This is a genomic window from Micromonospora luteifusca (assembly GCF_016907275.1).
In the GTDB taxonomy this organism is placed as follows: Bacteria; Actinomycetota; Actinomycetes; order Mycobacteriales; family Micromonosporaceae; genus Micromonospora; species Micromonospora luteifusca.
Genome location: NZ_JAFBBP010000001.1, coordinates 6,714,855 through 6,735,827, shown reverse-complemented (window position 1 = coordinate 6,735,827; position 20,973 = coordinate 6,714,855). Strand labels below are relative to the sequence as shown.

Annotated in this window: 22 protein-coding genes; 5 read left to right on the top strand and 17 right to left on the bottom strand. The window is 72.0% G+C overall.

Going from position 1 to position 20,973, the window contains the following annotated elements:
- Positions 1-33: 33 nt before the first annotated feature.
- From JOD64_RS30485 to JOD64_RS30445, 8 genes are all read right to left on the bottom strand, one after another.
- Complete coding sequence (locus JOD64_RS30485; protein ID WP_204945431.1) at positions 34-462, bottom strand: DUF2267 domain-containing protein; 429 nt, start codon at positions 460-462, stop codon at positions 34-36.
- The gene (locus tag JOD64_RS30480) at positions 455-640 is read right to left on the bottom strand and encodes a hypothetical protein (RefSeq protein ID WP_204945430.1); all 186 of its coding nucleotides are present in this window, start codon (positions 638-640) and stop codon (positions 455-457) included. Before JOD64_RS30480 ends, JOD64_RS30485 begins: the two co-directional genes overlap by 8 nt.
- Positions 641-751: 111 nt before the next feature.
- Positions 752-1,624: a DUF72 domain-containing protein gene (locus tag JOD64_RS30475; RefSeq protein ID WP_204945429.1), complete on the bottom strand. Its 873-nt coding sequence runs from the start codon at positions 1,622-1,624 to the stop codon at positions 752-754.
- A 48-nt stretch (positions 1,625-1,672) separates the two neighbouring features.
- Positions 1,673-2,071: a TraR/DksA family transcriptional regulator gene (locus JOD64_RS30470; RefSeq protein WP_204945428.1), complete on the bottom strand. Its 399-nt coding sequence runs from the start codon at positions 2,069-2,071 to the stop codon at positions 1,673-1,675.
- 164 nt (positions 2,072-2,235) lie between these two features.
- Positions 2,236-2,892, bottom strand: coding sequence for a nucleoside/nucleotide kinase family protein (locus JOD64_RS30465; RefSeq protein WP_204945427.1), 657 nt, complete (start codon positions 2,890-2,892; stop codon positions 2,236-2,238).
- 42 nt (positions 2,893-2,934) lie between these two features.
- Entirely contained in the window at positions 2,935-3,540 is a 606-nt protein-coding gene (locus JOD64_RS30460; RefSeq protein ID WP_204945426.1) for a winged helix-turn-helix domain-containing protein, read from the bottom strand.
- Positions 3,541-3,786: 246 nt separating this feature from the next.
- Positions 3,787-4,866 (bottom strand): winged helix-turn-helix domain-containing protein, encoded by a 1,080-nt coding sequence (locus tag JOD64_RS34040; RefSeq protein ID WP_372434214.1) that lies wholly within the window; start codon positions 4,864-4,866, stop codon positions 3,787-3,789.
- Positions 4,867-4,912: 46 nt separating this feature from the next.
- On the bottom strand, positions 4,913-5,368 hold the full coding sequence (locus JOD64_RS30445; RefSeq protein ID WP_204945425.1) for a cysteine dioxygenase: 456 nt from the start codon (positions 5,366-5,368) through the stop codon (positions 4,913-4,915).
- Positions 5,369-5,584: 216 nt separating this feature from the next.
- Here JOD64_RS30445 and JOD64_RS30440 point away from each other — a divergent pair, with 216 nt between their 5' ends.
- From JOD64_RS30440 to JOD64_RS30430, 3 genes are all read left to right on the top strand, one after another.
- A complete protein-coding gene (locus tag JOD64_RS30440; RefSeq protein WP_204945424.1) occupies positions 5,585-7,819 on the top strand; it encodes an MMPL family transporter in 2,235 nt (744 codons plus the stop codon).
- A gap of 64 nt (positions 7,820-7,883) precedes the next feature.
- On the top strand, positions 7,884-9,050 hold the full coding sequence (locus tag JOD64_RS30435) for a sensor histidine kinase (RefSeq protein WP_204945423.1): 1,167 nt from the start codon (positions 7,884-7,886) through the stop codon (positions 9,048-9,050).
- Entirely contained in the window at positions 9,041-9,685 is a 645-nt protein-coding gene (locus tag JOD64_RS30430; protein WP_204945422.1) for a response regulator, read from the top strand. Before JOD64_RS30435 ends, JOD64_RS30430 begins: the two co-directional genes overlap by 10 nt.
- Before the next feature lie 174 nt (positions 9,686-9,859).
- On the opposite strand, the gene JOD64_RS30425 is transcribed toward JOD64_RS30430, so the two are convergent.
- Complete coding sequence (locus JOD64_RS30425) at positions 9,860-10,276, bottom strand: signal peptidase I (RefSeq protein ID WP_204945421.1); 417 nt, start codon at positions 10,274-10,276, stop codon at positions 9,860-9,862.
- 62 nt (positions 10,277-10,338) lie between these two features.
- Here JOD64_RS30425 and JOD64_RS30420 point away from each other — a divergent pair, with 62 nt between their 5' ends.
- Both JOD64_RS30420 and JOD64_RS30415 read left to right on the top strand, forming a co-directional pair.
- Positions 10,339-10,731 carry an ankyrin repeat domain-containing protein gene (locus tag JOD64_RS30420; protein WP_204945420.1) on the top strand — a complete coding sequence of 131 codons (393 nt, stop codon included), beginning with the start codon at positions 10,339-10,341 and terminating at the stop codon, positions 10,729-10,731.
- A 32-nt stretch (positions 10,732-10,763) separates the two neighbouring features.
- Positions 10,764-11,714 (top strand): DUF3500 domain-containing protein, encoded by a 951-nt coding sequence (locus JOD64_RS30415; RefSeq protein WP_204945419.1) that lies wholly within the window; start codon positions 10,764-10,766, stop codon positions 11,712-11,714.
- A 99-nt stretch (positions 11,715-11,813) separates the two neighbouring features.
- On the opposite strand, the gene JOD64_RS30410 is transcribed toward JOD64_RS30415, so the two are convergent.
- The 8 genes from JOD64_RS30410 to JOD64_RS30375 all read right to left on the bottom strand — a co-directional run bounded on the left by JOD64_RS30410 (position 11,814) and on the right by JOD64_RS30375 (position 20,965).
- Complete coding sequence (locus JOD64_RS30410; RefSeq protein ID WP_204945418.1) at positions 11,814-12,572, bottom strand: class I SAM-dependent methyltransferase; 759 nt, start codon at positions 12,570-12,572, stop codon at positions 11,814-11,816.
- A gap of 152 nt (positions 12,573-12,724) precedes the next feature.
- On the bottom strand, positions 12,725-12,919 hold the full coding sequence (locus tag JOD64_RS30405; protein WP_204945417.1) for a helix-hairpin-helix domain-containing protein: 195 nt from the start codon (positions 12,917-12,919) through the stop codon (positions 12,725-12,727).
- A 60-nt stretch (positions 12,920-12,979) separates the two neighbouring features.
- Complete coding sequence (locus JOD64_RS30400) at positions 12,980-13,471, bottom strand: DUF2231 domain-containing protein (protein ID WP_204945416.1); 492 nt, start codon at positions 13,469-13,471, stop codon at positions 12,980-12,982.
- A 314-nt stretch (positions 13,472-13,785) separates the two neighbouring features.
- Positions 13,786-14,526, bottom strand: coding sequence for a GAF and ANTAR domain-containing protein (locus JOD64_RS30395; protein WP_204945415.1), 741 nt, complete (start codon positions 14,524-14,526; stop codon positions 13,786-13,788).
- Between the two features lie 177 nt (positions 14,527-14,703).
- Positions 14,704-16,995, bottom strand: a complete 2,292-nt coding sequence (secA2, locus tag JOD64_RS30390; RefSeq protein ID WP_204945414.1) for an accessory Sec system translocase SecA2 — start codon at positions 16,993-16,995, stop codon at positions 14,704-14,706.
- Between the two features lie 74 nt (positions 16,996-17,069).
- Positions 17,070-18,821, bottom strand: a complete 1,752-nt coding sequence (locus tag JOD64_RS30385; protein ID WP_204945413.1) for an ABC transporter ATP-binding protein — start codon at positions 18,819-18,821, stop codon at positions 17,070-17,072.
- A gap of 52 nt (positions 18,822-18,873) precedes the next feature.
- The gene (locus tag JOD64_RS30380; RefSeq protein ID WP_204945412.1) at positions 18,874-19,962 is read right to left on the bottom strand and encodes a zinc-dependent alcohol dehydrogenase; all 1,089 of its coding nucleotides are present in this window, start codon (positions 19,960-19,962) and stop codon (positions 18,874-18,876) included.
- Positions 19,955-20,965 (bottom strand): Gfo/Idh/MocA family protein, encoded by a 1,011-nt coding sequence (locus JOD64_RS30375; protein ID WP_204945411.1) that lies wholly within the window; start codon positions 20,963-20,965, stop codon positions 19,955-19,957. Before JOD64_RS30375 ends, JOD64_RS30380 begins: the two co-directional genes overlap by 8 nt.
- Positions 20,966-20,973: the final 8 nt, after the last annotated feature.

The following is a 20,973-nucleotide window of genomic DNA, read 5'->3' as shown; positions in this document are numbered from 1 at the left end:
CGGGTCGTCGGGCGGGCTCAGGGCGTCAGGCCGTCACGGCATCATCATGGCGAGGTCCTTGGGCATGGTGTCCTTCACGTCCTGCCACTCGCCCTGGGTGACGTGTCGGCGCAGGGTGTCCAGCACCACCTGCGTCACCCGCTCCGGGCCGCCCTCCGCGTCGTACGGGAAGCCCTGACGGACCTCGTACAGGAAGTCGTCCCGGTTGAGCTTGATCGGTACGTCGGACGGAACCCAGCCGTCGAAGTAGATTCCCCGGACCAGCACCGGCAACTGCTGGGCGAACTCCACGCTCTCGTTCACCGGCAGCCGGTCGCGCAGCAGGTGCAGCACCGTGCGCAGGGCCGCGTACGACTGGTTGCGCCGATCCTTCGGCCAGCCGTAGGCGTTCTCGATGTCCTTGAGAATGAGGTTCGTCTTGTCCAGCGAGGACTCGAACGCTGAGATCATCGAGTCAGCCATCGGTCGACCCCCGTTCCATGCTGTCCCACCGTCGGTCGTCGGCGCGGCGTGGCGGCCCCACCGGGCCACGGCGGGCCCGTACCGGGCTGCCCTGCGGGGCGCGCCGGGCGTTGTCGGCTGTGCCGACCACGTGCAGGACGGCACCACGCCGTCGATCCGTCACCACTCGAACCGTCATCCCCGTCACCTCCGTGTCGTCTCCGGCGTCGGCCACCCTTGGGCGGCCGTACCCACCGCGTCCACCCTTCCCGCGGGTCGGGTGATCCCGCCCCACCCGGATCGGGTGAGGTCAGTCGACGTTGAGGAGACCCGCGAGGGTGGTGGCGTTGGTCTGCGCATAGTCGCGGTAGCAGTTGTTCATCAGCACGTGGGTCTGGCCGGCCTCGTCGGCGAGCTCACGCAGCTTCGGCGCCCAGTCGGCCAACTCCCGCTTGGAGTAGTGGTAGCCGAACTTCTCGTGGATGTCCTTGCTGGTCCACTTGTCGCTGTGGCCGTGGAAGCGCATCACCGCGAGGTCGGCGGTGGCGGCCAGCACCGGGGGCAGCGACGAGCGGTGGCCCTGCGGCATGTCCACGCAGACGTACGGCAGTTTGTGCTCACGGAGGAAAGCCAGGGTCTCGTCGGCGTTGTCGCCGTCGAACCAGGAGGCGTGCCGGAACTCGTAGACCGCGCGCAGCGGCGCGCAACGCTTCGCCACTTCCAGCAGGTACTGCTTGTTGGCCCGCTTGATGGTGAACCAGGGCGGGAACTGGAACAGCAGCGCACCCAGCTTGTCCGCCTCGACCAGCGGGTCCAGTGCGGACAGGAAACGCGTCCACACCTCCTCGTACGCCTGCGCGGGCAGGTCGTCGGGGTAGATGTTCTTCTTGTCGGTCTCCGGACGAAGGTCCTTGTAGAGGGCGCTGACCCGGGTGGGATGCCCGGTCAGGAGGCTGAACGCCTTGATGTTGAAGGTGAAGCCGGCGGGGGTGCGCTCGGCCCACAGCTTCGCGGTCGACTCGGCGGGCGGGGAATAGTACGTGGCGTCCACTTCGACCAGCGGGAACTGCCGGGCGTAGTAGGCCAGCCGTTTCTCCGGGGTGTCCGCGGTCTGCGGATACCATCCCGAGTCCAGCAGTGTGCGGTCGGTCCAGGACGCGGTGCCCACCAGGATGTCACCCATGGGTGAAGTCCATCGCGTCGTGGACCGACCGGCAACCGCTGGCGTCGCTCAGGCCGCCCGCCGTTCGCGGGTCTGCTTGCACGTCACGCAGGTGGTGGCCGACGGGAAGATCTCCAGCCGCTCCACCGGGATCGCCGCCGCGCAGCCCTCGCACCAGCCGTAGGTGCCCTCTTCGAGTCGGCCGAGGGCGTGCTCGTACTGGGCGCGGCGGTCGAGGATGGTGCGCAACAGGGACTGCGCGGTGTCCCGCTCGGCCGTCTTGGTGCCGCTGTCGGCCTGGTCGTCACCGGCGGTGTCACCGACCTCCACGAGGCGCAGCACCTGGCTCTGCAGCACGGCCTGGTCGTACTCGGCGGTGAGCTCGTCGTAGTGCGACTGGAGGGAGTGCTTGATCTGGTCGATCTCCGCCTGAGGACGGGCCGTATCGACCGTGTTGTGGGCGACCATCGCTGCCTGCCTTTCCTGGGCCTGAGGCTCAAGGTGAACCGGATGCCGGCGGCGTCAGGCCCCGGTCACGGTCGCAGTGGGTGCGCGGGCGACCACCCGCGCTCTGTGAGCCGGGCGAGTACCCGCCGGATCAGCCGCGCAAACCGGCGAATCTTGAGCGGTTGTCAGTCGTCGCCGTCGGGCTCCACGAGCGCGGGGCGGCGGGGGTCGTCGGCCCGCACCACCACGTCGGCGAAGCTCGCCGGTACGACCTCCTTGGCGTACCGGTCGAAGGCCGGCAGTGCCCATTCCTGGGCCGGTTCGGTACGCCGACGCAGCGCCGCCGGGGTCAGCTCCAGGTGGACGGTGACGTCGAAGGGCAGGCCACCGCCGAGCAGCAACGCGCCGCTGACCAGCACGACGCCCCCGGGTGGCAGGTCGACGTAGCGGGCCCGGCTGGCCCGGTCGGCGTCGGCGTCCCAGAGCGACGGGAGCAACCGTCCGCTGCCGCCCGGGCCGGCTCGTTCGAGCACCTCCCGACGCAGCCCGGCTTCGTCGACCCAGTTCTCGTAGTAGGAGTCCGGGTTGGTGCGGCCCAGCTCGAAGCGCAGCGACGCGGGGCGGAGGAAGTCGGTGGCGCGGATGTGCAGCACCGGGCGGCCCCGGGCACGCAACGGGTCGACGAGCGCGGCGGCCAACCTGTCGGCGCCTGCCGCCGGAGCGCCGTCCACGGCCACCCGCAGTCGCGCGGGCCCGGCGGTGGCGGCGCGGATCGCCGCGTCGGCCAGCCGGCCGGTCAGCTCGTCGACGAGCAGGTCGGGCGAGATGGGGCGGATGCGCACCGCACCATCCTGCCCCGCGCCCGGTGGGGTCGCTGACGCCGGTCAGCCGGAGCGGTCGATGGTGACCCGCGCGTCGTCGGCCAACCGGTAACCCACGCCGTAGACGGTGGTGACCAGGGGCACGTCCACGCCGACCTTGCCGCGCAGGCGACGCACGTGCACGTCGACGGTGCGTACGCCGGCGTGCTCGTAGCCCCAGACGGCGTTGAGCAGTTGCAGTCGGGTGAACACCCGGCGCGGATGGGCGACCAGGTGCAGCAGCAGGTCGAATTCCAGCCGGGTCAGCGGCAGCGGCTCGTCGTCGCGCAGCACCGACCGGGACGAGGCGAGGATGTGCAGGGCCGGGATGGTCGGGCTGAGGGCCCGGGTCGGCGTCCGGTTGGCGGGCACCTGGTCGGGGCGGCGGTCGGCCGGCACGGCCCCGATGATCACGCCCTCGCCCCGCTCGAGCATCTCGCGCGCGGCCTCGATCAGCCGACGTGCCGCCGGGGTCAGCGACTCCTCACAGGCCAGCGGGATGGACAGCGTCACGGTGAGCATGGGCGCGGTGGTGTTCGCCGGGCGACGCTGACCGCCGGGAGGTCGACCGGGCACCGGCGGTTGGGACGTATGCCATCCGGCGCGCGACGAGGCGGGGCTGACCGACATGGTCCTCCTTGGGCTGGTCCGGGTATCTCCCCACGGCCCGGGACGCCGCTTCATCGATGTTTCCCGGCGCTCGGGCGAGGGTCAAGAGGCGGCGGCGTTGCATGGATGTGACAATTGACGAACGCATCGGAGCCGGATGCTCGCTCTGCGTACGAGGCCTGATGATTACAGCAGACCCCCGAGATGCCCCGATACGGGGGTCCCCGTCCGGTTCACCACGGCCTCCGCCCGACCCCGGACCAGGGGTCAGCGGGTGTGGTCCACGCTGATCCGCGCGTCGTCGGCCAGCCGGTAACCGACCCCGTAGACGGTGGTGACCACCTCCGAGCCGGCCAGTTTGGCGCGCAGCCGGCGGACGTGCACGTCCACCGTCCGGGCCACCGCGTGCTCGTAACCCCAGACGCTGGACAACAACTGCAGGCGGGTGAAGACGCGGCGCGGCCGCTCAGCCAGGAACAGCAGCAACTCGTACTCGATGCGGGTCAGCGCGACGACCAGGTCACTCCGGCGGACGATCCGCGAGCCGGCCATTATGTGGATCTGGTCCGCCTCGGCGGACGGTTCGCCGACGGCCAGGCTCGGGGCCGGGCGCGGCTTCGGCGCGACGTCCCCCACGGTACGCAGCTGCCCCTCCCCCGACTCGGCCAGTTCGCCGAGCAGCTGCACCAGCCGGGCCAGCCGCGGGCTCAGTGGCCCCGGAGCGAGGTCGAGGGTGATGGTCAGCGTCGGACCGGTGCGCGGGCGGGGTGGGCGCGCCCCCGGGTGACGGCGGGTGGGGATGGCGACGACGGACATGGTGCCTCCTGAGTGGCGGTATGCCCGGTGGGGCGTGGCGGTCAGTGGCGCGCCCGCCCGGTGTTGACGGGGGGGCGCGAGAGGGGCGGTGCGGTGCAGTGGGGTTGGGCCGAGGGCCGGCAGGCCGGCGATCCGCCAGGCCGCGAACCCGCCGACCACGTCGGTGGCCCGGCGCAGGCCGAGGTCCTGCAGGGCGGCGGCGGCCAGCGACGAGGTGTAGCCCTCCTGACAGAGGATGATCACCGGCACGTCGTAGTCGACCGCCTGCGGCAGTCTGGCCGGACAGCGCGGGTCGAAGCGCCACTCCAGCACGTTGCGCTCGACCGCCAGCGAGCGCGGCACCACCCCGTGTGCGGCCCGCTGCGCGGCCGGCCGGATGTCGACCAGCAGTGCTCCGGCCCGGCACGCCAGGTGCGCCCGCTCCGGGTCCAACCGGTGCAGCTGGGCCCGCGCGGCGGCCAGGATCTCGTCGATGCCCCGGGAGCCCGGCGGCGGCACGGGGGCTGGACGGTGCTCGGCGGTTACCTGCATTCTCGGTTCCTTCCGGTGACAGGGGGTGGATCGTTGCTCGCCGTGCTCACCAGGACCGGCCGGCTTCGGCGACCTCGGCGACCCGCAGCCGCCCGTCCAGGAGGTGGTAGCGGGTCATCCGCAGCAGCGCCGGGCGGTAGACGTGCACGCTGACCGCCGGTGTCGAGCCCTGGTTGGTCACCTGGTGCACGTGCCGAGGGCCGAAGCGGCGACCGGTGCCGGCGGGCAGCAGCCGTGGGCGTAGTCGACCCCCGGTGACCGTCTCCTCGGTGAGCGCGCCGGCGACGACTCGGAACGCTCCGGCGGAGCCGCCGTGGTCGTGCAGGTCGGTGCCCTGCCCGGGCAGCCAGCTCAGCGCCCACACCTCATGGTCGTCGCCGGTGGCGAGGCGGGCGTACCAGCGCTCGGCGGAGTCGAAGCGCAGCGCGACCGGCCAGCCGGTCGGGTCGACCCATCGAGCGGCGACGGTGAGCAGGTCGGGCTCCAGGCGGTGCGGGATCATGGCGGTTCCTCGCGGGTCGTTCGGCGGGGTGCCCTCGTACTCTAGACGGCAAACCCTATAGGTTTAGTAGGTAATTCCATCTCTTGGGACGCCGGAGCCGGCTTTCCGCAACCGCGTGGGGTGCGGTTTTCCACACCCGGGCCGCTGTGGTCTGCCCGCTGAGGACGGCGGTCGACCTCATGGTCCGGGCCGCGGTGAGTCCATAGCGTCCTCGGCATGATCCAGAAAGTCATCAACCCGGGCCGTACGCCGTTCACCGCGCGGATCGGCCGGTGGAGCGCCAACCATCCCTGGCTGGCGATCACGGCCTGGCTATGTTTCGTGGTGGCCAGCGTGGTCGGTGGCAGCCTGGTCGGCACGGTGAAGGCCACCACGCAGGACAGCCTGCACGGGGAACTGGCCCGCGCGGACCGCATCGAACAGGCCGGCGCGTTTCCCGACGCCCCGGCAGCGGAGAGCGTCCTGATCACGGCGCGGGCGGGCGATCTCGATCTCCAACGTGCTCAGGCCGTGGCGATCGACCTGTCCGCGCGGATGCGCGTCCTGCCCGAGGTCGCGAAGGTCGCCGACCCGGTTACCTCACCCGATCGCGGTGCGGTGCTGGTCGAGGTAGAGATGACCGGTTCGGCGAACGACGCTGACGCACGCGTCGGACCGCTGCTGGAGGCCACGACGCAGGTGCAGCAGCGGTATCCCGACCTGTGGGTGGAACAGGTGGGGTCGGCATCCCTGGGGAAGGCTCTGACCGAGACGCTGGCGGCGGATTTCGTCCGGGCGGAGCTGATCAGCGTGCCGGTGGCGCTGGTGATCCTGCTGTTCAGCTTTGGCGCGTTGATCGCCGCCGGAGTGCCAGTCGTGCTGGCGTTGTCGGCCGTGGCCGGTGCGATGGGGTTGGCACAGTTCGCCTCGCACCTCTTCCCTGCCGGGGAAATGGTCAGCAGCATCATCCTGCTGATCGGCATGGCGGTCGGCGTCGACTACTCGCTGTTCTACCTTCGCCGCGAGCGGGAGGAACGAGCCCGCGGGCGTGACCATCGCAGCGCGGTCGAGATCGCGGCCGCCACCTCGGGGCACGCGGTGCTGGTCTCCGGCGTCGCCGTCATGGTCGCCATGGCCAGCCTGTTCCTGGTCGGCGACAACACGTTCAGTTCGATGGCGACCGGCTCGATCCTGGTGGTCGGCGTTGCGGTGGTCGGCTCCCTCACCGTGCTACCCGCGATCCTGGTCACCCTCGGGCGCTGGGTGGACCGGCTACGGGTGCCCTTCCTCGGTCGGCGAATCCACAGGGCTGAGCAAAGCCGCTTCTGGGCAGCAGTCCTGCGACCAGCGCTACGCGCGCCGCTGGTGACCCTCGTGATCTCCGTCGGAGCACTGGTCATCGTCGCCATCCCGGCGCTGGACATGAACCTCAAGAAGCCGACCTCCACCGACCTGCCCCGCTCGATTCCGATCCTGCGCACCGTCGACCGCCTGGCGCAGGCGTTCCCGAGCAACGACCTGGGCACCAGCCACGTCGTCGCGGTCCGTACCAACGCCGCCGACGGCCCGGCGGTGGAGCGGGAACTCGCCGAGCTCTCCAGTCGGCTCAAGGGCGACAGTCGGTTCGCTCAGGACCGTCCCCCGACCGTCCGCAGGTCGGCCGACGGGACCGTCTTCCTCGCCACCGTCCACGTGGCGGGCACCAGCGACAGTCACGTGGCGACGCAGTCTCTGCGACGGCTGCGCGGCGAGTTGCTGCCGCAGACGATCGGCACCGTTCCGGAAACGCAGTGGGCAGTGGCCGGACGTACCGCCAGCGATGCCGACTTCCGTGACCGCATGGCGGCGGCGCTGGCACCGGTCGTCGGGTTCGTGCTCGCCACGACGTTCCTGATCATGCTTTTCACATTCCGGTCGGTAGTGGTGGCGCTGACGTCGATCCTGCTCAACACGATCTCCGTGGCCGCCTCGTACGGGCTGCTGGTGCTGGTGTTCCAGCACACCTGGGCGGAAGACGTGCTCGGGTTCACCTCCAACGGCGCGGTCGTGTCCTGGCTGCCGCTCATGCTGTTCGTCATCCTCTTCGGGCTCTCGATGGACTACCACGTGTTCGTCGTGAGCCGCATCCGCGAGGCTGTCCAGCGTGGTGTACCGACCCGGCAGGCGATCGAGCAGGGCATCGTCTCGTCGGCGTCCACGGTCAGCAGCGCCGCGATCATCATGGTCGCCGTCTTCTGCGTCTTCGCCACGCTGTCGATCGTCGAGTTCAAACAACTCGGCGTGGGGCTCGCCGCCGCGATCCTGATCGACGCCACCATCATCCGCGCGGTCGTCCTGCCGTCACTCATGCGGCTGCTCGGCGAAGCGAACTGGTGGGCCCCGCGATTCCTCACCCGCCGCCGTGGGATCGCTGTCACACCGCGCGACGGTAACGCCGACACACAGGTCATCATGGCGGTCGTCGACCGGTAGCCAGGTTGGGTGGACCCGGGACGACAGGGATCCGGGACGACATGAACTATGGGGGGAATGCCTGATGGCAGAGCGCGCGGCGCACGGTCGGCGAACGTGGCTCGCCGCCGTGGCGCGCCCGACGGCGGGCGTGGTGCTGGGCGTCCTCACCGGTCTGGCCGAGGTGCTGTTCCTGCTCCTCGCCGGGCTGGCCGTGATCGCGCTCTCGCCGGCGCCGGCGGCCCGCCGCCGCACCGGCGCCACCACCGTCCGGTACGCCAGACGCATCGCCGACTGGGAGCAGCACCGCCTGGCCGTCAGCGCCTCGCAGCCGTCCCCGCCACCGATCCAGGCGAGCGGACCGCGGGTGCTCGGCTACCTCGCCGCCCGCCTCCTGCCTGCGACGCTCGGCCTGCTCACCGCCGGCCTGCTCGTGGTCGGTGCCGTACTCGCCGCCATCGTGGTGCGCGCCTTCGTCGCGGGCACCATGACCGCGGCCGACTTCCTGCTGCAAGGGCTCATCGGGGCGGCCCTGCTGCTGGTGAACCTCCAGGCGATCGCCAGCGTCGCCACGCTGGACCGGTGGCTGGCCCGCGGCCTGCTCGAATCCCACACGCGGGCGGCGCTGCAACAGCGGATCAGCGAACTGACCGTCAGCCGAGCCCGCGTCCTCACCGCGGTCGACGCCGAACGCCAGCGCATCGAACGCGACCTCCACGACGGGCTACAGCAACACCTCGTCGCGCTCGGCATGCTGCTGGGGCGGGCGCGGCGCAGCCGCGACCCGGACAAGGCGAGCGCACTTGTCGTCCAGGCGCACGAGGACGTTCAACGCGCCATCGACGAGTTGCGGGACGTGGCCTGGCGGGTCTACCCCTCCGCACTCGACCACACCACCCTGGACGAGGTGCTGACGATGGTGGCGCAACGATCCGCCACCCCCGTCAAGATCAGCTATGACGTGCCGGTCCGGCCCGCCCGACCGGTCGAGACCGTGCTCTACTTCGTCGCCTGCGAAGCGATCACCAACACCACCAAACACGCCCGAGCCACCCTGATCACCATCGAGATCGAGAAACGGGACGCGAGAATCGAGATGCGCGTGCGCGACGACGGTACCGGCGGCGCCGACCCGCACGGCAGCGGTCTGCAGGGGCTCGCCCGCCGGGTCACCGCACTGGACGGGCAGTTTGACCTGCACAGCCCACCCGGCGGCCCGACGACGATCCGGGCGGTGCTGCCATGCGCATAGTCCTCGCCGAAGATTCCACCCTGCTTCGCGAAGGGCTGGCCCGCCTCCTCGCCGACGAGGGACACCAGGTGGTCGCCGCCGTCGCGGATGCCGACCAGCTCGTCACCGCCGTCGAGCAGCACCGCCCCGACGTCGTCGTCACCGACGTCCGCATGCCACCCACCAACACCGACGATGGGCTACGGGTCGCGCTGGAGATCCGCCGCCGGTGGCCCGACATCGCCGTGCTGGTCCTCTCCCAGTACGTCGAGAAGCGCTACGCCGCGAAGCTCCTCGCCGACCGGTCCGAAGGCGTCGGCTACGTCCTGAAGGACCGGGTCGCCCAGGTCGAGGACTTCCTCGACGCGCTCGACCGCGTCGCCGCCGGCTCCACCGCCCTCGACCCCGAGGTCGTCCGGCAGCTCATCTCCGCGACCAGCCACACCGACCCGCTCAACCGTCTCACCCCACGGGAACGCGACGTGCTGCACCACATGGCTCAGGGGCACACCAACGCCGCCATCGCCGAGCGTCTGCACGTCTCACAGAGCGCCGTCGAGAAACACGTCAACGCCATCTTCGACAAGCTCGACCTCACCCACGCCACCGGCTACAGCCGCCGCATCCTCGCGATCCTGCAGTACCTCGGCTCCTAGCCCGGGCAAGTCCTAACTCACGACGGGGCTGGGGTCGCAGCGAAGGGCGCTGGTCATCCGCTTTGGCTGCCCGCCATGTCGATGTGCTGTTGAGCGGTATACCTCAGAGGTATGAATATGACTCTGAGGTATACCGGTCACTACCGCATCCAGCCCCACGGAGGTTACCGACAGTCACCGTCGGCCGCCGGCTGCGCCACCGCCCCAGCCAGGGTTAGGCAGGACCGGAGGGTCCACCCGGTAGCCGGGCACGGAGGGCCACCGCACGGTCAGCACCACCGACGCGCGCTCGGCGAACCACGAGTGGTCCACCCCGCGGGCCCACACCACGTAGTCGCCCGGCGCGGCCAGCCGTACCGTCCGGTCCGGAAGCTCCACCCGAAAACACCCCTCGACGAGTACGAGCAGAGTGGTTCGCCGTTCCCCGGTCGCCCACCGCGACCGGGCCTGTCCGGGCGGATGCACGCCCCACTTCACCTCGACGTCGGTGCTGTGCCGGATCTCCCCCGGCGGCGCGAAGTGCCCGAGCAGCCAGCCGGCGTTGGTGGCACCGTCGACACCCGCGTTGCCCACGTACACCGTCTCACCCATCGGACCCTCCCCAGCGCACCGGCCGAGCAACCTATCACCGATGGTGCGACTAGCCTGGACCGGTGACCGACGACCTCGACGCCGAGACGCTGGCGTTCGCGCACCGGATGTTCGATCTGGCCCGGGCCGGCTCCACCGAGGAGTTGGCCGCGCAACTCGACGCCGGCCTGCCGGTCAACCTCACCAACGACAAGGGTGACACGCTGCTGATCCTGGCCGCCTACCACTCTCACCCGGACACGGTGGCCGCCCTGCTCAGTCGGGGCGCCGACCACTCCCGGGCCAACGACCGGGGTCAGACCGCGCTGGCCGCCGCGGTTTTCCGCAGCAGCACCGAGGCGGTCCGCGCACTCCTCGCCGCCGGTGCCGATCCGGCCCACGGCAACCCGTCGGCGGTGGAGACCGCGCAGTTCTTCGACCTGGCGGAAATGACGGAGCTGTTGCACGCCGGCTGACACCGGCACGGATCTGCCGGTATACAGGGTCGGTGGAAGATCCCCTGCCCGAGCAGATGCGCGCCGCCAGCACCACGCTGCTTGCCGCGCTTGACCCCGCCGCCCGCGAAAGCGCCATGCACCCGTTCGACGACGAAGCGTCCCGGCGCTGGCTGGAGTACCGGCCCCGAGCTCGCCCCGGCGTCAGCCTCGCCGAGTTGGACGTCGCCGGGCGCAAGGCCGCACACCGGCTGCTGGCCACCGCGCTCAGCCCTTCGGCGTACGCGCAGGCGATGGCGATCATCGCGCTGGAGGAGGTCCTCGACCGGGCCGAGGGTTGGCACCGTGGGCGGCACAGCGGCGACTACTGGGTGGCCGTCTTCGGCGATCCGGCGCGCGACGACCGCTGGGCGTGGCGGGTCGAAGGACACCACCTGTCGGTGAACATGACCGTGGTCGACGACCAGGTGTCCCCCGCGCCGATCTTCTTCGGTGCCAACCCGGCCGCGGTCCGGTACGCCGGCCGTCCGGTCTCCCGCCCACTCGGCGTCGAGGAGGACCTGGCCCGGGCACTGCTCGACGCGCTGGGGCCGGCCGAGCGGGCCGCCGCGATCATCGCCGACGAGGCGCCGGGAGACATCATCAGCGCCACCCGCGGGAGGGTCGACGGACCGCTGGAACCCCTCGGCGTACCGTCGAATCGGCTGGGGCCGACCGGCCGCGCCCTGCTCGACCAGGTGGTCGCGCTCTACCTGGACCGGCTGCCGCCCGAGCTGGCCATCCGGGAGGCGACTCGGCTGGACGCCGGCCAACTGCACTTCGCCTGGGCCGGTCCAACCAGCCCCGGGCAGCGGCACTACTACCGGGTGCAGGGCGACGACCTGCTGATCGAGTACGACAACACCACCGCGGACGGCAACCACGCGCACACGGTGCTGCGCCGCCCCGCCAGCGACTTCGGCGCCGACATCCTGGCAACCCACCACCACACCCACCACCACTGACCCACCCACCGCCTGGTCGATCATGGAGTGGTGGTGGGCGGCCTGCCCCGATCCATGGCTTCGGTGTGGCACCACCACTGCATCATCGACGCTCCGGAGTCAGGGGCGGACGGCCTCGATGAGGAAGCGTCGGGCGTGCGCCACGAAGGGGCCCTCGTCAGCGATCCGGCGGTGCAGGTCCCGCAGTTGTTCGCGATAGCGGTCGACCGTGAAGCCGGGCACCGTCCAGATCACCTTGCGCAGGAACCAGACCACCGCGCCGATGTCGTGGAAGGCCGCGCGCAGGATGGCGTGGCGTAGGTCGACCACCCGCAGGCCAGCGGCTTCGGCGGCGGCGACCACGTGCTCGGGGTGCCGCTGGGTCGGCGGTGGCAGCGGCCCGAGGATCGCCTCACTCAGCTCCCGCATGGTGCCCGCACCGATCTGCTGCGACAGGAACGTTCCGCCGGGTCGCAGCACCCGGGCCGTCTGCCTCCAGTCGGTACGCACCGGATGCCGGCTGACCACCAGGTCGAAGGACGAGTCGCGGAACGGCAGCGGCCCGTCCGGGGCGACCGCCACCACCGTCGCCCCCACCCGGCGCAGGGTCCGCCGGGCGACCTCGACATTCGGCGGCCAACTCTCGGTGGCCGTCAACAGCTTCGGCGGGCGCGGCACCTCGGCGAGCACCTCCCCGCCGCCGGTGTCCACGTCCAGTGCCGCGTCGGCGCGCGCCATCCGGTCGGCGACCAGCCGGGCGTACCCCCAGGGTGGGCGTTCCTCGGTGGCCCGGCCGGCCAGCCAGCCGAAGTCCCAACCGTCGACCGGTGCGGCGGCCGCGTCCGCGATCAAGTCCTCGGCAGCACGCTCAGCGTTCATGGCGGTCAGCCTCGCCGGCCGGCCGCCCGGCCGGCAACTCATTTGCCACCGGGCCGAGACGGGCCGGACCGGTTAACTCCCCAGGCTCGGGAGAGCCGGTGGGCCCGGCGGCGTCGGCGAGCGGTGCGGGCGTGTGCGGGCAGCGGCGGGTCTCAGCCGAGTCCCAGGTTGTGCTGTTCGAGGGCAGCCTGGAGGATTCCGAGCGCCTTCGGCCCCATGCCGTGCAGTTTCGCCAGGTCCGCGCGGGGGACGCCGGCGAGTTGCCGCAGGGTGGTGTAACCGGCGCCGTGCAGGGCTCGCGTCGCGGGCGCACCGATCTTCGGGAGGGTGTCCAAAGACGAGGTCATCCGCGGATGGTAGACCGGCCAGCTCCGCGCAGGCCGCCCCGCGCGCCCGGCCCGGTCGGATCAGGGGCGGGGGCGGACGATCTCGATGGTGGAGCCGGCGAGCGCGTCGAGGGTGCCGGCCTCGGCGCGGCCGGTGTCGAACTCGCGCATCAGCCGGGCGCCGAGGTGCACGCCGACTCCACCGACGGCCAGCGCGACCAGCTCGGTGATCAGGACCGCGGCCGACGCGCCGCGCTGCGGGGACTGTGACCGGACCAGGCAGGTGAGCAGGAACATGGCGGCCATCACCGTGTTGACCAGGTTGAAGGAGATCGCCGTACGGCGGGTGCGGTCACCTGGCACGTCCCACAGGTCGACCATTCCGGCCACGGCGGTCAGCGCGGCGGCGACGAGGGCGGCGACGCCCGTCCAGTAGCCGACCTCGCCCAGGAACGCCGGCCCGCCGAGGACGTCGGTGAGATCGAAGACGGTGGCGCTGACGAAGAGCCCGAGCGGGAACGTCACCAGCATCGGTTGGATCGGGTGCCCCTGCACCCGCAGCCGACTCTGCATCGGTCCTCCCCCGGGTCGGCGCACTTCACAGTGACCAGAGTGGTACCCGAGCCCGGTTCCGGCGAAACGGTGCCGCCCGACTCGCCGCCGACCGGGAGAACGGGCACCCGACCGCCCCAGACCCCAAGAACAGCAGGTGATCGACTCCATGTCGGCGACGTGGGGGTGTCCCAGCGCCCAGATACCCCCACATCGGCGACCTGGAGTCGATCAAGCGAGCGGACGCCAAGCGGGGCACGCGCCAGCCAAGCGGGCACGCCCCCAAGCCGGCACGCGCCAAGCGGGCACGTGGCGGCAGACGGGCGGGCGGGCGGTCAGGTGTCGCGTTGGCGGGAGACCGTACGGACCAGTCGCTCGGCCACCTCGCGTAGCGGGATGTCCAACGACGACGCGGCGGTCCGCAGCACCTCGAGTGCCTCGGCCGGTGGGCACCCGCGCTGCGTCATGATCACGCCGACGGCCTGGCCCACCACCCCGTCGTGCAGCAACGAGGCGTCCCGTTCGCCGGCGAGGACGAGTTGCCGGCTGCGGTCGCGGACGGCGGCCAGCAGCAGGCCGGCGTGTTCGGCGAGCAGCATCGCGGTCAACTGGTGTTGCGGGGTCAGCAGGTCCGGCGAACCGGCGTAGAGGTTGATCGCCCCGATCACCTGGTCGTCGATGTCGACGGGCGCGGAGATCACCCCGCGTACGCCGAGGTCGCGGGCCCGCGCCGTCCAGACCGGCCAGCGAGGCTCACCGGCCAGGTCGCCGGCGAGAATCATCTCGCGGCGTCGGATCGCGCTCATCGCTGGCGAGTCCGGCCCGTGCCGGAGGTCGTCCAGCCCTGCCAGCCGCTCGTCGGAGGCGGCCACTCCGGCCGGTTCGCCGGCGCGAAGGGCGGTGAACCCGCACCAGTGCACCCCGGCCACCGCGTCCCGGGTGACCCGGACCAGCGCCAGCAACGCCTCATCGAAATCGGTCAGCGCGATCAGACCGGCGGTCAGCTCGCGCAGCAGCGCGGCGGTTTCCAGGACGCCGAGGTTGTGTACCACCGGTTCCCGCGTGTCGAGGTTCACCGGTCTGCGGCCTCCGTGCACCCTCGCGCCTGCCCTGCGGGCTTCGTCACCTGTGTCATCGTCTGCTCTCTCCCGACTTGACCGACCAGCCCTACTACCCTGCTAATCCTGGGTCGAAACGGCGCAAATCAGGGCCCCTGCCGCACGTGGACGCGCGACAGGGGCCTGACTGCCGCGTCAGCGCGAGGCGCCGCTGAGCCGCCGGCCGATCGACGCGATCAGCCGGTCGAGCTCGGAGCCGAACGGGTTGTCGTGCACCAGGTACGTCCAGGTGGCGGTGGGCCGGACCAGGGTGCCGTCGTCGGGCTGCCAGTCCTCATCGAATTCGGTCTCGTTGAAGGTGGCGATGGTGCGGGCCTCGATCTCGGGGATCAGGTCATTGAACGCCGGCACCGCGGCCCGGTGGAACTCGTCCAGCGGGTCGAGGCGGCCCAGCGCGCGCAGGTGGACGCCCTCGCGGACCTCCGACAGCTCGGCCAGGTGCTCGGCCCAGAGCCGGTCCAGGTGGTAGAGCGCGATCGACCGGGCGGCACGGGCGAGCAGGTCCTCGTCCATCTCGCCGGCCTTCTCGGGCTCCTTCTCCAGCAGCATCACCGCGGCCACGTCGCTGGTCAGCAGCCGCTCCCGGCGCGCGGCGAGAGCAATACGCTGCTGCTCGATCACCACGCTGTAGCGCCAGGTGTTGCGGTGGATCTCGTGGTTGACGCCCTCGGCGACCCGCTGGGCGTGCTCCACCGCGTAGTCGACCTGCTCGTCGGTCACCAGGCCGTCGGCGTTCATCCGCGGCGAGGCCGGCACCGAGTCAGCGGCGTGCCGGACGACGAGGTCGTCCTCCAGGCTGACGAAGAAGACCGAGCCGCCCGGGTCGCCCTGCCGGCCGGCCCGACCGCGCAGCTGGTCGTCCACGCGGCGGCTGTCGTGCCGGCCGCTGCCGATGACGTAGAGCCCGCCCAGCTCGGCGACCCGCTCCTGGTCGGTCTGGTCGCTGCCGCCGAGGCGGATGTCGACGCCCCGGCCGGCCATCTGGGTGGAGACGGTCACCGCGCCGTACGCGCCGGCCTCGGCGATGATCGCCGCTTCCTCGTCGTCGTTCTTGGCGTTCAGCACGACGCAGGGCACCCCGGCGGCGTTCAGCCCGGCGGCCAACCCCTCGGACTCCTTGACGTCCAGGGTGCCGATCAGCATCGGCCGCCCCTTGGCGTGCCAGCGCTGGATCTCGTCGATCAGCGCCTCGTCCTTCTCCGCCCGGGTGGCGTAGATGCGGTCCGGCTCGTCCTCGCGGATGCACGGGGTGTTCGGCGGGATCACCGCGACCTCGAGGCCGAAGAACTCCCGCAGCTGGTCGCCGACCAGCACCGCGGTGGCGGTCATCCCGCAGACCTTCGGGTAGAGCGCGATGTACGCCTGCATGGCGATGGTGCCGAGCACCTCGCCCTCGGCGGTGGCGTCCAGCCCCTCCTTGGCCTCGACGGCGGCCTGGAGACCGTCCGGCCAGCGGCGGCGCTGGGCCACCCGGCCGCGCATCTCGTCGACCAGCTCGACCGAGCCGTCCCGGACGATGTAGTCCACGTCCCGGTTGAGCAGTACCTGCGCGTGCAGCGCCACGTGCACCGCGGAGAGCTGCGCGACGTGCTCCTCGTCGTACAGGTCGATGCCGAGCTTGGCCTCGATGGCGGCCAGGCCGGCGGAGGTGAACGCCACGCTCCGCCCGTCCTCCGCGACTGTGTAGTGCTTGCCCTTGCGCAGGCCACGGACCAGCGCGGCGGCGGCGTGCACCGGGTCCTGCTCGCCCGGCACCGCGCCGGCCAGGACCATCGGCACCCGGGCCTCGTCGATCATGATCGAGTCGGCCTCGTCGACGATGGCGGTGGTCAGCGCGGGCTGCACGCGGTCCTCCGCGTCGGTGACCAACTGGTCGCGCAGGTAGTCGAAGCCCGCCTCGCTGACCGAGACGTAGGTGACGTCGCAGGCGTACGCGTCGCGCCGCTCCTGCGGGGTGGAGGCCTCGTTGACCCAGCCGACGGTGAGGCCGAGCAGGGTGTAGACCGGTTCCATCCACTGCGCGTCGCGGCGGGCCAGGTAGTCGTTGATGGTGAGCACGTGCACCGGCCCGTTGCCGAGCCGGACGTGCCCGTACGCGGCGATCGTGGCGGTCAGTGTCTTGCCCTCACCGGTGGCCATCTCGGCGACCTTGCCCGAGAGCAGCGCCATCGCGCCGAGCAGCTGCACGTCGTACGGCCGCTGGTCGAGCCCTCGGCGGGCGGCCTCGCGGCCGACGGCGCAGATCTCCTCGTAGTCGGCGGCGGCACCCGCGGCCTCGGTCAACTCGGCGTCGTCGAGTGCGGCGAGCGCATCCTCGCGCGCCTCGATCGCCGGCAGCAGTTTTTCCAGCGGAGCAAGATCCACGGTCGAGCCGGGGCGCTGGAGGAACCGCCGGAACTTGCTCTTGAACCGTTGCGACACACCCATGAGCGGCAACGGTACGCGATTCCGGGCGGCGCGCGCGGCCCGGCCGCCGGCAAGTTGCTCCCGACGCGCCGGAGTCAGCCGACGAGCAGCTGATGGGTGGCGAGTTCCCGGTAGAGCGGGTCGGTGGCGGTCAGCTCGGCGTGGGTGCCCACGGCCACCACCCGGCCGCCGTCGAGGACGACGATCTGGTCGGCGTCGACCACGGTGGCGAGCCGGTGCGCCACGATCAACAGTGTTCGGCGGACGGCCACGGCGTCGATGGCGCGGCGCAGCGCGACCTCGTTGCGGGAGTCGAGGTTGCTGGTCGGCTCGTCGAGCAGCAGCACCGGTGGGCCGGCGAGCAGTGCGCGGGCGATGGCCAACCGCTGCCGCTCGCCCCCGGAGAGCAGCACGCCACCCTCCCCCACCTGGACGTCCAGGCCCTGGGGGGTGCGGTCGGCCAGGTGGCTCAGGTTGACCTCGTCGAGGACACCGCGCAACCGGTCGTCGCTGGCGTCCGGGGTGGTGATCAGCAGGTTCTCCCGCAGCGTGCCGGCCAGCACGGGAGCCTCCTGCTCGACGTAGCCGAGCCGGGCCCGCAGCGCGTCGCGGGGCAGGTCCCGCACGTCGCTGCCGTCGATCCGGACGGCCCCGGCGCTCACCTCGTAGAAGCGCTCGACCAGGGCGAGCAGCGTCGACTTGCCGGCGCCCGAGGGACCGACCAGCGCGGTACGGGTGCCGGCGGGCACCGCGAAGCTGACCTCGTGCAGCACCGGCTCGCCGCCCGGGTAGCCGAACCCCACCCGGTCGAACTCGATCATCGGGGTGGGGCCGCGCGGCGTCGCCGTCGCGCCCGCGGGTGCCGGCTGGTCCGCCGCGTCCTCGGCTGGCACGGCGAGGATCTCCTCGATCCGCTGCAGGGCGCCCAGACCGGACTGCAACTGGGTGTACGCCCGCAGCACCTGGCCCAGCGGTAGGGCCAGGAAGAACAGGTACATGACGAAGGCGACCAGGTCGCCGACGGTGATCGCCCCGGCGGCGACCCGCGCTCCACCGATGCCGAGCACCAGCAGGAACGCGCCCTGCACGGTGACCGAGCCGATCGGGCCGACCACCGCCTGCACCCGGGCCACCCGCACTCCCGCGTCGTACGCGTCGCGGGCGCTGCCGGTGACGGCCTCGGTCTCCCGGCCCTCGGCGCGGCTGGCCCGGATGGTCCGGGCGGCGGAGATGGCCCGCTCCACCGCCGAGGTCATCTCACCGATCCGCTCCTGAGCGGTGCGGGCCAGTGCCCGGACCCGGCGGGCGAACGTGAGAGCGAAGCCCAGCCCCGACGCCACCCCGAGCAGGGTGACACCGAACAGCAGCGGGTCGAGCAGCACCATCGCCGTTGCGGCGCCGACCACCATCACCGCCCCGGAGACCGTCTCGAAGAGCCCGGAGGTGACGACCGCGCGCAACAGCGTGGTGTCCGAGCCGACCCGGGAGAGCAGGTCGCCGGTGCGCCGGCGGTCGTACTCGGCGATGGGCAGCCGCAGCAGGTGCCCGGCCAGTCGTTGCCGGGTGCCCAGCACCAATCCTTCGGCGGTGCGTTGCAGGAGGTAGTCGCGCAGCCCGCCGATCGCCGCGCCGAGCGCCACGAGGGCCACCAGCACCGCCACCAGGTCGGACACCGGATGGTCGGCGCCGATCCGGTCGAGCACCGACCGGGTGAGCAGCGGTTGTGCCAGCGACGCCGCCGCGCCGACCAGCGACAGCGCGCCCACCACGACCAGGGTGCCGCGGTGCGCCCGCAGGTACGGCAGCAACGCGGCCAGGCCGACCGACCGGTCGTTCGGGGTGCTCATGGCGGGAACGGTAACCCGCCTTGTCAGCCGACGAGCGCACTCCGGCCTCAGGTCAGGCGGACAGCACCACCTGAAGCTCCTGGCGGCGACGGTCGGCCAGGTCGGTGAGCAGGGTGGGCGCCTCGTCGAACGGCACCACCGCCGAGACGAGGTGCTTGCGGATCACGTCCCCGTACGCCCGGAGCAGGTCGACGGTCTCGGCGGAGAGCCGCTCGCGGTCCCAGGTGGCGGCGAGCCCGCGCGGCACCCGGCCGATCTGCGCGCAGCGCAGCGACAGCCCGTTGTGGTGGAACTCCTCACCGAGCCGGACCGCCTCCGCGCCGCCCTGATAGAAGGCGAGGTCGATGACGGTGCCCTGGGGTCGTAGCAGCCGCAGGGCGAGCTGCAACGCCCACGCCTGCCCTCGGCACTGGAACACCACGTCGGCGCCCCGGTCACCGGCGGTGTGCGCCCAGCGGGTCTTGAGGACGACGGCGGGGTCGGCCGCGTCCGGATCGAGGGTTTCCAGGCCGAGCGCCTCGGCGACGTCGCGGCGTTGCCCGGTGGGGTCGAGCACCACCACCGAGGCGGCGCCGTTGCGCCGGGCGAACAGGGCCGTCAGCAGCGCCACCACCCCGGCGCCGACCACGGCGACCCGTCGGCCGCGTACCCCGTCGCCGAGTGCGCGCACGTCGGCCCCGTGCAGGTCGGCGGCGGCGTGCAGCAGACCGTTGGCGCAGATCGGGCCCATGTGCGCGACGTAGACGCCGAGCAGCGGGTCCAGGTCGTCGGGCAGCGCCACGAAGCGCTCGGCGACCGGGTCGGCCAGCCAGCCGGTGCGGTGCCCGTACGTCATCGCACCGACCGTGCCCACCGCGATGGCCGGGGTGTCGCTCTCCACCACCCTGCCGACCTGCATGTAGCCGAGCCGGGTCACCGGGTACGGCGTGCTCGCCGCGCCCGGCTGGAACAGCCCCAGGTCGGCGTTCCAGGTGATGTTCAGGTAGGGATTGGTGCCCTTGACGTAGCTCAGCTCGGTGCCGGCGGAGATGCCGCTGAACAGCGTTTCGACCCGGAACGTGCCGGGGCGCAGCGGCGCGGCGTCCTGCTCGATCACCTCGACCCGGCCGGGGCCGGTGACCACCACGACCTTGTCACGCATCGACGGTCACCCCCGTGCTCAGCACCGCCGGGCCGGTCGGGGTGGCGAGCCGCACGGTCGCGTTGGTGCGGGCCGAGTCGGCCACCGCGAGGGCCAGCCGCTGGGTGGCCAGCGCCTCGGCGTACGGGACGCGCACGTCGTCGCCGATGCCGCGGACGGCGTCGATGAAGGCGCGGTCCACCGCCACCCGGGCGGCTTCCGGGTCGGCGGGGAGGTGTCGTTCACCGTCGGCGTCCCGGATCGACAGGCCATCCTCGGTGAGGGCGAGGGCCAGCCCGTCGGCGAGGATCTCCAGGCCGGCGCGGTGCTTCCAGCCGAGCACGCAGGCGGCGCTGAGCGTGCCCACCGCGCCGTTGGCGAAGCGCAGCGCGGCGGTGGTCACCGAGTCGATGTCGGCGCCGTCGACCGGCGGCGGGGTGCCGTTGCCGTACGCGGTGACCTCGGTGACCTCCCCGGCCAGCACGCGGATCAGATCCAGCACGTGCGCGGCCTGCTCGACCACCGGGCCGCCGGAACGGTCCCGCCGCGACCACCACGCCACCGGGGGCACCTTGTCCAGCCAGGCGCCGCTGACCATCCGCACCGGGCGGCCGGCGAGCAGTTCGCGGGCGTCGTCGAGCACGCTCAGGTAGCGCCAGTGGTGGCCGACGGCGGTGCGCAGCCCGCTGCGGGCGACCAGGTCGGCGATCCGCTCGGCGGTGCCCAGGTCGACGGCGACGGGCTTCTCCACGAACATCGGCACCCCCGCCTCGATGACCGCTTCCTCGGCCGGGCCGTGCGCGAACGGCGGAACGCAGACGTACACCGCGTCCGGGCCGGTGGCCAGCAGCTCGGCGACGTCGGCACAGGCCCGCGCGCCGTGCGGTGCGGCCAGCGCGGATGCCGCCTCCGGCGCGACGTCGGTGACCCCGACCAGCTCGACGTCGTCGAATCCGGTCAGCACCCGCGCGTGGCGTTGTGCCACTCCGCCGGCTCCGACCAGGCCCACCCGGCATGCACGCATCCGACACC